Source organism: Pontibacter litorisediminis (assembly GCF_029360645.1).
GTDB classification, from domain to species: Bacteria; Bacteroidota; Bacteroidia; order Cytophagales; family Hymenobacteraceae; genus Pontibacter; species Pontibacter litorisediminis.
This window is the reverse complement of record NZ_JARDUA010000001.1, coordinates 320,268-334,451: the sequence shown is the minus strand read 5'-3', so window position 1 is coordinate 334,451 and position 14,184 is coordinate 320,268. Positions and strand designations below refer to the sequence as shown.

The following is a 14,184-nucleotide window of genomic DNA, read 5'->3' as shown; positions in this document are numbered from 1 at the left end:
GGTTTGAATTTTAGTGTTTATAACCTGCTTTCGCTTTTTTAACCTGCTCCGGAGTCACCTCACCGCCTTTGTTGCTCCAGTTGTTTATCACAAAGGTCATCACGTTGGCAATTTCCTCGTCGCTCAGTTTCAGCTTCGGCATGGTGCTGTTGTAAAGCTCGCCGTTCACTTTTATCTGTCCTTCCAGGCCGTGGGCCACTACGCCAATGGCTCTGTTCACGTCAGCATTCAGGTAGTCAGATTTGGCAAGCGGAGGGAAGGCGCCTTTTATGCCCTGGCCCTCGGCCTGGTGGCAGGCCTGGCAGTTTTGGGCATACAGCGTTTTGCCCAGCTCTAAGCGCATGTCTTTGTTTGAGGCAACAGCTGCCATTGGAGCACCTGCCGATGGCATTTCCTGCACGGTAGAGCCTTCTGGCTGGTAGATCCGGTCTTCGATCAGGCCAGAGTACAGTTTTTTGTCTTCAGCACCCTCTACCTTCATCATGCCCAGGGCGCCTTTGTTAAAGGCTCTGAAGATGGAGTGGTCCACCAACACGTAGTTGCCCGGCACCTCGGCTTTGAACTCTGTGATGGCTGCACCGCCGGCAGGTACCAGGGTAGTTTGGATGTCTTTGTTCACGACTGTACCGCCCTCCGCATACACGCGGTCAAAGATCTCACCGATCACGTGGAAGGAAGAGATCAGGTTCGGACCACCGTTACCCACGAACAGGCGTACGGTTTCGCCTACTTTAGCAGTAAGGGCTTTGTCGCCGGTAAGGGAGCCAACGGAGCCGTTGAACACCACATAAGATGGGTTTTCATCCAACGCCTTCTGCATGTCGAAGGGCTGCAGGCCTGGTGCTCCGAAATCGCCTTTGGTGTAAAAGTCACCCTGCATCACATAGTACTCTTTGTCTACTTTTGGCAGGCCTTCCTCCGGTTCAACCAGGATGAGGCCGTACATGCCGTTGGCGATGTGCATGCCTACCGGCGCGGTAGCGCAGTGGTACACATAGAGACCAGGGTTCAGGGCCTTAAAGTTGAAAACCGTTTCGTGGCCGGGAGCCGTGAAGGTAGAGGCCGCGCCACCGCCCGGGCCGGTCACGGCGTGCAGGTCGATGTTGTGCGGGTTCTTGCTGTCGGGGTGGTTCATCAGGTGAAACTCCACCTCATCGTTTTGGCGAATGCGGATAAACTTGCCCGGCACAGAACCCCCGAATGTCCAGAAGGTATAATCCACGCCATCAGCCAATTTTTTCACCACTTCCGTTACCTCCAGGCGCACCACTACCTTGGCGGCATGTTTGCGCGTGATAGGGGCAGGGACATTCGGTGCGTCCGTTATCTCCGCCTCAATTACCGGGAGCTCTTTGGGGGTTGCGTCTTCCGTGTTGGCCGTGGTCTCGGCATGGGAAGTTTGGGTGCTGCAGGAGCTCAGGACGCCGATGCTGTACAGGCCCAAGCCCATCAGCACGATCGATTTTTTTAGAGTAGACGTTCTCATAAGTCTAAGTTTTAGTGGATTTCCAGACGCTAAATAACCACCGGGTTTCAACTCAGCTTATGACTGTCATCACACGCCTGTATGACTTTTATCACTTATCCCGGAAAAGTGCCTTTACCGCGAAATTTAGATGCATTTAAAACTATATAGCACCCGCAGCCCCACAAAAAAAACAGCCCCGTCTCAAGGAGGCGGGGCTGTTCAACGGTATATAGGTTATTCGGATGTCTTAGGCATGCGGGTTAGTGTAGGCAGGATCACCTCCCTCATCTTCATCAGGGCGGTTGTTCCCTTTGGCCCGCAGCTCCTCCAGCCCTTGCCTGCCATAGGCAATGCGGGTGATCACGACGTAGAGCACCGGCACCACGAAGATAGCCAGGAAAGTAGCGGCCAACATACCCCCGATCACTACCCAACCAATGGTCTGGCGCGATACGGCACCCGCCCCGGAAGCCAGTGCCAACGGCACTACTCCAAGTATAAAGGCAAGTGATGTCATGATGATCGGGCGCAGACGCAGTTTCACCGCCTCAATCGTTGCCTCAATCAGTTCCATACCCCGGTCCACACGCTCTTTGGCAAACTCCACGATCAGGATGGCGTTTTTGGCTGCCAGACCGATCAGGGTGATCATACCTACCTGGGCGTACACGTTATTGTCCAGCTTTGGCAACAGCGTCAGGGCCAGGATGGCACCGAACATCCCCAGCGGGATGGCGAACAGGATAGAGAACGGCACCGACCAGCTCTCATACAAGGCTGCCAGCAGCAGCAGCACGAGCAGGATAGAAAGCGAGAAGATGTAGATTGTGGTGTTGCCGGCAGCCTGCTCCTCGCGGCTCAGGCCGGTAAACTCATAGCCGTAGCCGGCAGGAAGCACCTCTGCGGCCACGTCCTCCAAGGCCTGTAACGCTTGCCCGGAACTATAACCCGGTGCGGCACTTCCGTTGATGTCCACGGAGCGGAACAGGTTGTAGTGTGAGATAACAGCGGCTCTTTCTTCCACAGTGGTGGTCACCAGGGCACTCAGCGGCACCGACTGCCCCTGCCTGTTCATCACATAGTATTGCTTCAGGCTCTCGATATCCATGCGGTAGGAGGTGTCTGCCTGGGCTACCACCCGGAAGTTACGGCCGTAGCGGGTGAAGTCGTTCACGTAGCGGCTACCCATGTAGGTCGACATGGTGGAGTATACATCGGCTATGTTCACACCCAGCCGCTTAGCTTTCTCGCGGTCCACCTCTACGTGGTAGCCTGGCGTTCTGGCGTTAAAGAAGCTGTAAGCCATGGCAATCTCCGGGCGGGCATTGGCTGCGCCCAGGAACTGGCCCATAACCTGCTCCAACTGCTTCACGTCGCCGGCCTGGCGCTGCTGCAGCACAAAGGTAAAACCTCCTGATTGCCCCAGACCAGGTATAGCTGGTGGAGCCACCACGATGATGTTTGCCTCCTTGATACCGGCAAACTTCTGCTGCAGGGTGGCCATTACACCCTGTAGTTTCTCCGCCTCATCCTGGCGCTCCTCCCAAGGCTGCAGCTGGAGGAAGAATGTGCCACTGTTTGACTTAAAGGAGAAGTTGATGGCGTTCAGGCCTGATATAGCCGTGTAGTTACGTACGGCAGGCACAGTGGCCATCATCTCGCCCATTTCGGCAAGTATAGCTTCCGTTCTGCCCTTGGAGGCACCTTCCGGCAACTCCACCGACACGAACAGGCGGCCCTCATCCTCAGTAGGAATAAAGCCCGATGGCTTGGTCATGAACATGCCGGTAGTTCCCACATAAACACAGATCAGCAGGATAAGCACCAGCGGCGTTGCCTTGATACTTTTGCGTACTCCCACTGAGTAGGATTCCGTCGTGCGGGCAAACCAGTTGTTAAAGCGATAGAAGAACTTGTTGATGCCTCTGGAGTCCTTACTCACGTTCATCGGCTTCAGCATCAGGGAGCACAGTGCCGGTGTAAGGGTAAGGGCCACAAAAGCCGAGATCAGTACGGAGATCGCGATGGTGATAGCGAACTGCTGGTAAAGACGCCCGACAATACCCGGAATAAAGCCTACCGGGATAAACACCGCCGCCAGAATCAGGGCAATGGCGATAACCGGGGCTGTGATATCCTTCATTGCCTTGCGTGTAGCCTCCCGCGCTGAGATTCGCTCATGGTCGATATAGTGCTGCACGGCTTCCACCACCACAATGGCGTCGTCCACCACAATACCAATGGAGAGCACGAAACCAAAGAGCGTCAGCGTGTTGATCGTAAAGCCCAGCGGAATAAAGAACACAAAGGTACCGATGATGGATACCGGGATGGCCAGGATTGGCACCAGCGTTGCTCTCCAGCTCTGCAGGAAAAGGAACACTACGATGATCACCAGTATAAGGGCCTCCACCAGCGTGTGGACCACCTCATTGATAGACGCCTCCACCACCGAAACGGTTTCGAACGAGACGATGTAGTCCAAGTCAGCGGGGAAAGACTCCTTCAGCTCACCCAGCGCAGTATAAAGCCCTTCGGCAGTCTCGAGGGCATTACTACCGGGAGCCTGGTAGATCAGCATCATGGTTGCGGGGTTGCCGTTGATAGTGGCGGCACGGCCGTAATCGAACCGGCCAAACTCTATGCGGGCCACATCGCGCAGGTACACAATGGCGCCGTCGGATGGGTTGGTGCGCACGATGATGTTTCCGAACTCCTCCTGCGTCTGCAAACGGCCTGTTACCGTAATCGGGTACTGAAAAGCCTGCGAATCATACTGCGGGGCGGAACCTACGGTACCAGCCGCCACCTGCAGGTTTTGCTCCTGGATAGAGGAGACCACCTCGCTGGCACCAATGCCATACTGGGCGAGCTTGTCTGGCTTCAGCCAAAGGCGCATACTGAAGTCCTGGCCGATGGAGAAGATATCTCCCACACCTTTCACACGCATCAAGGCATCGCGCACATAGATGTTGGTGTAGTTATCCAGGTACTCCACATCGTGGGTACGGTTTGGTGAGTAGATACCGATCACCATCATGATGCTCGGGTTACGCTTACGCACCGTTACGCCAAGGCGCCTTACCTCCTCCGGAAGGCTTGGCTCGGCAATACTGGCCCGGTTCTGCACATCCAGGGTGGCAATTTCAATATCCGTTCCCACCTCAAAGGTCACGGTCATGCTCAGCTGACCGTTGGTGTTGGTAGAGGTCAGGTAGGCCATGCCGGGCGTGCCGTTGATCTGGGTTTCCAGTGGCGTGGCCAGTATCTGCTCAATTGTCTGGGCATCGGCTCCGGTATAGTTAGCCGATACTGCAACGGTAGGAGGGGAGATGTCCGGATACTGCGTGACGGGCAAATTCATCATAGCCAGCACACCCACCAGAACGATCACGATCGAGATCACCATGGCGGTGACGGGCCGTCTTATAAATACATCTGAAATCATGTTGTATACTTAATTTCCTCAGAAAGTTGCTAGAAATTATTTCTGGCCGGAGGCCTGCGGCTGGCCTCCCTGCGGAGCTCCGACCTGTACTTTTGCCCCCTGGCGCAAACGCTGCACACCTTCGGTGACAATCTGCTGCCCTGGCTTCAGGCCCTCGCGCACCACAATGTTGCCCTTAAGCCTGGTGCCCAGTTGCACATTCTGCTGCACCACCGAGTCTCCCTGCACCACATACACGAAGAACTCGCCAAGCTGCTCTGTCACCGCTTTGAACGGGATAACCACCTGCTCGCCGATGTCCTGGTTCAGCACGTTTAAGGTGACCGTCATACCCGGTATCAGCACCTCGTTCGGGTTAGGGAACTGCACCCGTACGGTTGTGGTGCCGGATTGGCGCCCAATGGCTCTATCAATCGCCAGCAATTTGCCGTTATGAGGGTATCGCTCGCCGTTGTTGATGGTCATAGTGAAAAGAGAATCCGGTTGCCCTCCCTGCTGTAGCTTGCTGAAACGGGCAATCTCCTGCTCGTTAACCACAATATCCACTGCAGCCGGGTCGACAGAGGAGATGGTGTTCAGCAGTGGCTGGCCCGGAGATACCTGCGCCCCTACGCGCACCTGGGAAATACCGATGACACCGCTGAAAGGAGCATTGATAACGGAGTAACCTAAATCTGTAGAGGCGCTGCGAACCTGCGCCTGCGCCGAAGCCACCTGCGCCTGAGCAGTCTGCACCTCGGTGCGGGCATAGTCTACCTGCTGCTTGGCAATGGCGTCGCGCTCGGCCAGTCTCTCGTAACGTTCCAGGTCTTTCTGCACCCTGGCCAGGTTAGCCTTGGCGCTGGACAAGTTTGCCTGCGCCTGCTGGTAAGACGCCTGATACTTGCTGCGGTCTATCTCGTAGAGCTTTTGCCCTGCCTTTACGCGCTGCCCATCCTGCACATAGATATCGGTAATGTACCCGCCCACCTGAGGGCGTAGTTCTACTTCCTGAAGCGCCACCACCTTACCGGGGTAGGTATCCTGGCCCGTAACGTTTTGCTCTTCTACTTTGTAGGTATTTACCGGAACGGCCATAGCGGCCGGGTTCATCTGCTGCTGACCGGCTTTATCACCGCCGCATGACATAAGTATGGTGGGGCTGATGAAAGCTGCGGCCAGCCAAACGTGTTTCCTCTTCATTCTCTTTTTCTCTGATGTTTTATGGATTGATATCTATGTTTCCCAGGGCTCTCTGATAGTCCAGCTTGCTGGCCATCAGGTTATACAGGGCGTTGTAATAATTTATCTGCGTGGCGCGCAGCTCACTTTCGGCTACCACCAGGTCTACATAGGCTTTCACGCCCTCGTCGTACTGCAGTTTAATGATGTCGTACACTTCCTGGGCAAGCTCTAGGTTATTCTGCAAGGTGCGCCAATCGGTGTAGTCGGCCTTATAATTAGCCAGGGCAGCCTGGTATTCGGTGTTTATGGCCTTGCGTGTATCTTCTATCGCGATGTCCAGGCGCTCCTCCTGCAACCTGGCGATCCGAAGGTTCTGCAGCCTTCTGGTACCCTGGAAGATAGGCACCGACACCCGCAGGCCCACTGCGGACGTAGGGAAGGACCTGTTGTAAAGGTCCGACAGCTCGTTGTTGAAGAACAGCCAGTTATAGTTTCCGAAGGCAGAGACGGTAGGCAGGAAGCTCCACTTGTTATAGGCAGTGTTAAGCTCCAGCAATTGACGCTGGGTCTGCAGTTGTTGCAGCTCTACCCGGTTGGCGAACGCGATCACTTCGGTGGTATCCACCAGCACGGCCTGTTCCATTTGGTTATAGTTGTAGGCCAGCTCCAACTCATTTTCAATTGGGTAGCCCATCAGCTGCTTCAGGTAGGCAATCTTAGCCTTGATGCCCTCTTGGGTACGCTTGATGTCGCTGCGGATATTGGCCAGTGTAATGGCAGCACGCTGGTAGTCTGTCTTGTCTACCAGGCCCACCTCGTAGCGGCTGCGGGCATCGTTGTACTGCTTTTCCTGGCGCTGCAGGTTTACTTGCAGAATGCGGTACTGCTCCTGCGTAAGCAACACGTCGTAGAAAGCCTTGCTCACCTCCACCACAGTGTTGATCTTAGTAGAGATCGTTTGCTGGTCCAGCTGCTGCCTGCTGAAGCGCGCAGCCTTAGAAGCCAGCAGCAGTTCGCTGCTGTAAATCGTTTGGTTCGCCTCCAGCAGCAGGTTAGAAGTATACTTCTGCCCCAGTGTCACGATCTGCTCCCCGAAAGGCTGTTGCTGCAGCTTGATGTTGTGCGTGCCCCCGTAGTTGGCGTTTATCTGCGGGAACCACCCGGAGAGGTTGGCTTTGATCTCGCGCTCCCCGATTTCTTCATCCAGTAAGGCCTGCTCCACGGCCGCTCTGTTTTGCAGGGCGAAATCCACGCACTGCTCCAGCGTCAGGCCATCGGCAGCCGGGGTTGTGTTGCCCTGCGCCAACGCAGCCACCGGGCTGAGCAGGCACCCCAGAAGCAGTGGTCGTAAACATTTCATTAATCTCATGTATGTCGGAATGTACTTGGTGTTGGTAATTGAACTTCTAATGCATGTGAAGGTTCAGGAAAAGAACCGTTACTCTGTTTCTTCATAGTTGTGTGGGCATGTTCAGTTATATTTAAGTTATAGATCAATTCATTAGCGACAGATGCGGTTTGCAGGGATACAGGGAAATTAATTGCTCCTCATGCCGTCCCAGAGGACCTGCGGAATCTGCTTCAGTTCTCCTTCCTCTAGCTTGAGCCTGCCGGAGGCCAGCACCTTTACCGTGGAGATAACGTTACTGTGAGCCAGTATTCCCAGTATTTTAGGGCTGATCGGCTTGAGGTGCCCTCCTCTGGTTCCGCGCTCAAAGAAGCGGAAGAGGTACCTGAAGAACTTATCTTCCCCCAACTCGTCGCGCTCGGTGTGATAAGGCGAGTTGACGTACTGCTCCAGGAACTTTAACGCATCGGCATTCTCCGTATAATAGAAGTACAGGCCGTACCAGATCTTAAAGAAGCACTTTTTAAACGGTTCATTCTCCGAGTCCTCACGGATCACCACAGCGATTACCTCCTCCCGAATATGCTGAAAAAGGGCCTGAATCAACTCCTCCTTGCTCTCGAAGTAGTGGTAGATAGTGCCGGCGGCCACGCCCGCTCGTTTCGCCACCAAACTCATGGGCGCACCATGGAAGCCGTTCTCTTTTACCAGTGCCAGCATACTCTTAAAAATTGCCTTCTTCTTATCTGCTATCGGCTCCATGCTTGCCTTGTTAATTGAATGTTCATTCGGTATAAGGGATAAAAACCGTTGTGGCGCCCTTTTGTTGCTGCTGCTCCTGAAAATTTGCTTTATGTATACTTGGAAAGAAGTAAAAGCCGTCAAGTTTCTAGCCTAACTCCGTCTTCCGCTCCAGCAGCCGCTCTATCCAGAAGATGAGGAAAAGCGCTACCAGGTTAAGGCCTATAAACTTCTGCCCCAGGTCTGAGCCAGCACTGAAGTGAAAGGAGGAAAGCGCCATACGAAATTTAAAGACCCAACCGCCCACCATGTCCAGCCCCACGCCAACGCGCAAGCCCGACACATACTGGAAGCCATAAGAGCCAATGCTGAAGTATACCACCTGCAGCACCTGGTTCACGAGCGACAGGCGGAGCCCTCGCACCGGGCTTCGGAGCAGCATGCGGCCACATAGGATGGAGAACACGTACAGCAGTCCGGCAAAAATGCCAAAACGCAGCACCTGCTGCGTTACAGTTACTCCTCCGCCAAACATAACCCATATGGTTAGGGCTATGCCCAGCAGGCCGCCCATGATCTGGTAAATGGCGAGTGCCTTTATCTGGTTTTTACTGCTCAAGTTTTTTCCTGCTTAGAACTAGCTGTTACTACATCTTTGTAGCTACAACGATTTGCAAAAGTAAGTAAAAATAGATTCTGAAAAAGCGGCAGGCTTAAATAATCAGACAAAGGACACCAGGCTTTAGACGAAGTGTAGGTAGAGGAGTATGAATGACAGCAGCTTTATACCCGGCCTACGCGCATGAAGATCGGGAAGTGGAAACGCTTTATTTCTGCATCGGGCCATAGCGGTTGCAGCCGGTCATCAAATGCAGGTAGGGGCGACACTGCGTGCCTGCGGATGTAGTGCTGTAAGCTAGACCAGGAGCTGAGGTAGCCGGTAAACTGCTGCCTTGTCCACTGCACATCCAGCTGAAAGGAAGGTGCCGGAATCTCGGCAAAAGGGAAGGGGATAGACGTATAGTGCAAGTCGATGTGGCGGCGCTCCTCATCCCAGAAAGGACCGACGGTTTTGGTATAGAAGTGCCTGATGAGTAGGTTCAGCGCCTCGTTCTCGGCCTCTATCAGGCCATAACCCCAAAGGGCCAGCCAACTCTGGGACTTGAGCACACGCCGTGCCTCCTGGTAAAACTCGCCGAACCGGAACCAATGCACCGCCTGCGCGACAGTAAGCAGGTCTATACTTTGGCTCGGGAGCGGAGTGCTTTCTGCGGGGCAGGCGAGGTAGCGGATGTTGTTGTGCCCTTTTGGCGCGTGCTGCAACTGCGCCTCGCTGATGTCGGTGGCATAGACCAGCTGATACTTTACAGCAAGCTCAGCGGCTACCTGCCCATTGCCGGTGGCGCAGTCCCAGGCCGTGGTTTTATCTCCGGGCAGGCTGTTCAGGAACTCGTATAAGGGCTGCGGGTAGCGCGGCCGGAAGGTAGCATAGGCGGCTGCCTGTGCCGAGAAATTATCTTTGGGTGGACTAGCCATGAGTTACAAAGTATAAATCACCCCCCGTTGGCCCGGAACACGCGCAGGAAGTTCTCGCCGAGGATCTTCTTTACGTCTGCTTCGCTGTAGCCGCGGGCCAGCAGCTCCCGGGTAATAACCGGAAAGTCCTGTACGCCATCCAGTTCCTGCGGAGCCGAAGTGATTCCATCAAAGTCGGATCCCAATCCAACATAGTCTACACCCACTAGCTTTACAATATGGTCCACATGGTCAATAAGGGCTTTAAGCGGAGGGCGGATATGCTTAACATCCTCGGGGTAGGCATCGGCCAAGTAGTCCATTACCGCATCCTTTTTCCATCCCGCTGACATCAAAGAGTCAGATTCCTGCTTATGGGCGCTCTCAAAGCTTTTGATGCGGTTGCGGAACTCTGGGTCCAGAAAATCGGAGAAGAAATTCAGGTGGATGACACCGCCGTTCTTTGCCACAGCCTTGATCTGCTTGTCGGTCAGGTTTCGCGGTATAGGATTGATGCTGTGCACGCAGCTGTGTGACACCAGTACCGGCTTTTTCGTTACGGCCATGACGTCCCAAAAGGTCTTTTCGCCCACATGGCTCAGGTCTACCAGCATGCCGAGTTCGTTCATGCGGGTTACAACCTGTTTGCCAATGCCTTTCAGCCCTCTTTTGGATTTCGGCATTTTGCCGGATGCCTCGTCGGCAGCGGAGGAGGCCCAGGGCGTGGAGTTGTTCCAGGTGAGGGTAAGGTAGCGGGCGCCACGGTTATAAAGCTGGTCCAGCTTCTGTAGGTCGTTGTCGATCATATGTCCTCCCTCCACACCGATCAGTGCCGCCATCTTGCCTTCCTGCACGGCCTGCTCTATGCCTGCCACGTCGGTGGCCAGCAGCAGCTGGTCCGGGTAACGCTTCACTATGGCTTCCAACGAGTCAATTTGCTGCACGGCATACTTAAAGTCGCCGGTCTCATCGCTCCAGACGGAGAAAAACTGCGCATCCACGCCACCTTCTCTAAAGCGGGACAGGTCGGAGTGGGTGCGGCCGCGCAGATCTGTGCCAATGTCCAGCCCTTCCATCACTGAAATCAGCACATCGTTGTGGGTATCCACTACAATAGCCTCCTTATGCAGTTGCTTGTAATCCTGTGCGGCTAACGCATGGCTAGCCAAGGCAAGGCCTAAGGTTGCTGTCAAGTTAAGGAACAGGTGCTTTTTTCTCATTGTCAGGTTAAATAGGTTCAGTCAGTTTCAGCAGCCATGTCTGTTGCCGCCGGGGTCATATCTTTTAAATATAAGCTTTTTACTGAAGTCTCTCAAGCTTTCGATTGGTATACTTGAAAATAAACCATTCAAAAGTAAGTGTGGTGCTTCATCGCATTACGTGTGACGGAACTACTGCTAAATTACCGGGTGGGCAAAAAAAATCCCCGCCCGGAGGGCCGGGCAGGGATGGTATACTTTCAGAAGGCCACAGGCTAAGCCTCGGCTTTCTCTTTTTTCTTCTTTTTGCGGTCTTTCTTTTTGTCTTTTTTGGAAGAACTTTCTGTAGCCTTGTTTCGTCCGTCCACTTGCGGCAAACCGGAGGTGTTATCAGTTACCAGGGTCATTTCCTCTACCAGGTGTCCGGCTCCCGCAAACTTGTCTACTATAAAGAGCATGTAGCGTGCGTCCACCGAAATGTTTCGCACCTGGTCCGGGTTATAAACGATGTCGCTCATGGTGCCTTCCCAGTTACGGTCGAAGTTGGTGCCGATCAGCTGACCATGGGCATTGATTACCGGAGAGCCGGAGTTACCGCCCGTCGTGTGGTTGGAGGCGATGAACGCCACCGGCATCTGACCATTTACGCCGTAGCGGCCATAGTCTTTCTTCTCGTACAGCTCGCGCAGTTTGGCCGGAATGGCATAATCCTCGGCAATGCCGGAAGCTGCCTTCTCCATCACACCCTCCAGGGTGGTGTAGTACGTATAGATCACGCCATCCACCGGCTTGTAAGGCTCCACTTTACCGTAAGCCACACGCAGGGTAGAGTTGGCATCCGGGTAAAAGTTCTTATCGCTCTGCATCTCGCGCAGGCCGGCCACATACTTGCGGTACAGCAGGTTCAGGTTGTCGTTCACCGAAGTATAAGTCGGCATTACGTTCACCCGGTAGTAATCGGCCACACTGCTGGCCAGTTCGAAGGCCGGGTCGTTTTTGATGGCATCTTTGCCTTGCTTGGCATCAGCAAGCACCTTTTTCACGCCAGCCTCAGAGGCAAACGCCGACTTGGCAAATACCTCCTCCGCATACTTCGTGAAGTCGCCTTTATACTTGCTGCGCACCATTTTGAAGATCTCCGGGTGCAGTTTCTGGTCGATGTTGTTGTAGTACAGGCTCAGCAGGGCGGCGAACACTTTCTTGTCCGACGGGGCATGGTAATCCTTAAAGTAGCCGGTGGCGTAGTCCTCCAGCTTCGCTACCTGCGCGTTGATGTCGCTTTGCGGGGCTTTCTGCGCCAGCATGTTCTGCAGGGTGGTGAAGTTGTTCGCCAGCTTCACGACCTCCACACCAAAGGCCGCCTCGTTTATGTAGTCGCGCGAAATGGTGATGCCATCCAGTGCCTTGTAGTTCTGCTCGAACTCAGCCAGCAGGTTGCCATACTGCTGCTGGCGGGCCGGGTCGGCCGCCACCCACTGCGCAAATTGCTGCTCTAGCTGCTGCTTTTCGGCAATGGCGTTGGCTTTGCGTATGCCGCGGTTCTCGCCGATCCACTTTTTCCAGGCATTGGCAATGCTGGCATATTTAGCGGCATACTTGATGCGCACCTCGTCCGATGCCTTCATGTCCTTGTCCAGAATATTGAGCTTTGTTTCGCGGATGTTGATCTTGTGCGGGTTAGACACCTCGTAAATCTCTTTTACCGCCTGAGAGGTCAGGTACTCGTTGGTGCGGCCCGGAAAACCGAAAACCATCGTGAAGTCACCTTCTTGCACACCGTTCAGCGAGATGGGCAGGTGGTGCTTCGGCTTGTAAGGCTTGTTCTCCGGAGAGTACTCGGCCGGCTCGTTGTTAGGTCCGGTATAGATGCGGAACAGTGAGAAGTCGCCGGTGTGGCGCGGCCACATCCAGTTGTCTGTATCACCACCAAACTTACCTATGGATGAAGGAGGCGCGCCCACCAGGCGAACGTCCTTAAACGTCTCGGTGATGTACATGTAGTACTCGTTGCCGTAGAAGAACGGGCGGATCACGGCATTGTAGTGTGTGCCGGCTGTGGCCTCTTTGCTCACCTTGGCGATGTTGCGCTGCACCATGGCTTCGCGGGCAGCCTCGGTTTTAGCCGCCTCTGTGCCGGCAAGTACCTGCTGCGTCACGTCCTCCATGCGCACGATAAAGGTGGCCGTCAGGCCCGGGTTTGGAAGCTCCTGCTCGCGGGTCATGGCCCAGAAGCCCTCGGTTAAGTAATCATTCTCCACCGTGCTGTGCTGCTGCACCTGGCCGTAGCCGCAGTGGTGGTTGGTTAACAACAGGCCCTCCGGGGAGATCATCTCGCCGGTGCAAAAACCGCCAAACGACACAATAGCGTCCTTCAGGCTCGACTGGTTGACGCTGTAAATGTCCTCGGCCGTAAGCTTCATGCCCTTGTCCTGCATCTGTGCCTCATTCAGCTGTTTCAGTAGCATGGGCAGCCACATGCCCTCATCGGGGCGCGCCGTGGACAGGCCGATGCTCACTAAAGCAGCCGCAAAAAAAGATATTATGCGTTTACTGATCATGTGTAAAGTATAGATTGATTTATGTTTTAGCGCCTAAAGATAGCCATTTTTTGCCGCTGTATAATAGTATGGGGCGTATTGGCATCAACTTATGGCAGAACCCAGGAGTGCACAGGGGTAAGTAAACTTTCTGTGTAGGGCGAAAATAGAAAAGCACCCCGACCGAAGCCAGGATGCCCTCCTTATACTTGCGTGTAATCAGCGCAAATACGTTAAGTTGTGACCATGTGGTCAGAAGCGGCCAATGTTTTCGTAACTCGTATGCATTTCCCACTCCCGGTACTTGTTGATCTCTTTACTGAAAGCATCCACAAACCATGCCATAAGGCTGATGTCGTCCATCAGGCCTACCACCGGAATAAAATCCGGAATTATGTCGAGGGGGGTAACCAGGTAGAGCAGCACGGCCACACCGATCATCATCGATTTTCTGGAGATGTCACGGTAGTCGCCTCTCACGTAGGCGCGCGCCATGCGCATAAAAGTCATCATCAGGGTCTTTAGCTGTTGAAAGCCGCTAACGCCGCTGTTCACATCCACCATTTTACTGTAGGCCGTGGTGAGCAGCAACCCTACTTTCATCGGTTTGGCAAGCAGCCCCCCGGCTTTGCCGGTGAACCTCCTGAAAATCGGGTTTTGAGAGTACTTATATCCTTTCTGTATCCAATCTTGTAGCATAAAGCATCTTCTATTTAATATCTATTACTCCACTGTACGAGTATAGCCGGTTAAAAGCTGCCTAA

Annotated in this window: 10 protein-coding genes; all 10 read right to left on the bottom strand. The window is 54.1% G+C overall.

Annotation, left to right across the window (positions count from 1 at the left end):
• Positions 1 to 10: 10 nt before the first annotated feature.
• Entirely contained in the window at positions 11 to 1,486 is a 1,476-nt protein-coding gene (nirK, locus tag PXG97_RS01525) for a copper-containing nitrite reductase (RefSeq protein ID WP_276495948.1), read from the bottom strand.
• Between the two features lie 229 nt (positions 1,487 to 1,715).
• Positions 1,716 to 4,916 (bottom strand): efflux RND transporter permease subunit, encoded by a 3,201-nt coding sequence (locus PXG97_RS01520; RefSeq protein ID WP_276495947.1) that lies wholly within the window; start codon positions 4,914 to 4,916, stop codon positions 1,716 to 1,718.
• 36 nt (positions 4,917 to 4,952) lie between these two features.
• Positions 4,953 to 6,098, bottom strand: a complete 1,146-nt coding sequence (locus tag PXG97_RS01515; RefSeq protein ID WP_276495946.1) for an efflux RND transporter periplasmic adaptor subunit — start codon at positions 6,096 to 6,098, stop codon at positions 4,953 to 4,955.
• Positions 6,099 to 6,117: 19 nt separating this feature from the next.
• Positions 6,118 to 7,440, bottom strand: coding sequence for a TolC family protein (locus tag PXG97_RS01510; protein WP_276495945.1), 1,323 nt, complete (start codon positions 7,438 to 7,440; stop codon positions 6,118 to 6,120).
• Positions 7,441 to 7,617: 177 nt separating this feature from the next.
• Positions 7,618 to 8,190, bottom strand: coding sequence for a TetR/AcrR family transcriptional regulator (locus PXG97_RS01505; RefSeq protein ID WP_276495944.1), 573 nt, complete (start codon positions 8,188 to 8,190; stop codon positions 7,618 to 7,620).
• Positions 8,191 to 8,317: 127 nt separating this feature from the next.
• Complete coding sequence (locus PXG97_RS01500; RefSeq protein ID WP_276495943.1) at positions 8,318 to 8,788, bottom strand: hypothetical protein; 471 nt, start codon at positions 8,786 to 8,788, stop codon at positions 8,318 to 8,320.
• Between the two features lie 164 nt (positions 8,789 to 8,952).
• Positions 8,953 to 9,705 carry a class I SAM-dependent methyltransferase gene (locus tag PXG97_RS01495; protein WP_276495942.1) on the bottom strand — a complete coding sequence of 251 codons (753 nt, stop codon included), beginning with the start codon at positions 9,703 to 9,705 and terminating at the stop codon, positions 8,953 to 8,955.
• Between the two features lie 17 nt (positions 9,706 to 9,722).
• Positions 9,723 to 10,877, bottom strand: a complete 1,155-nt coding sequence (locus PXG97_RS01490; protein WP_276495941.1) for a dipeptidase — start codon at positions 10,875 to 10,877, stop codon at positions 9,723 to 9,725.
• A 281-nt stretch (positions 10,878 to 11,158) separates the two neighbouring features.
• Positions 11,159 to 13,441 (bottom strand): S46 family peptidase, encoded by a 2,283-nt coding sequence (locus PXG97_RS01485; RefSeq protein WP_276495940.1) that lies wholly within the window; start codon positions 13,439 to 13,441, stop codon positions 11,159 to 11,161.
• Between the two features lie 231 nt (positions 13,442 to 13,672).
• Positions 13,673 to 14,119, bottom strand: coding sequence for a YkvA family protein (locus tag PXG97_RS01480; RefSeq protein WP_276495939.1), 447 nt, complete (start codon positions 14,117 to 14,119; stop codon positions 13,673 to 13,675).
• Between the last annotated feature and the right edge of the window lie 65 nt (positions 14,120 to 14,184).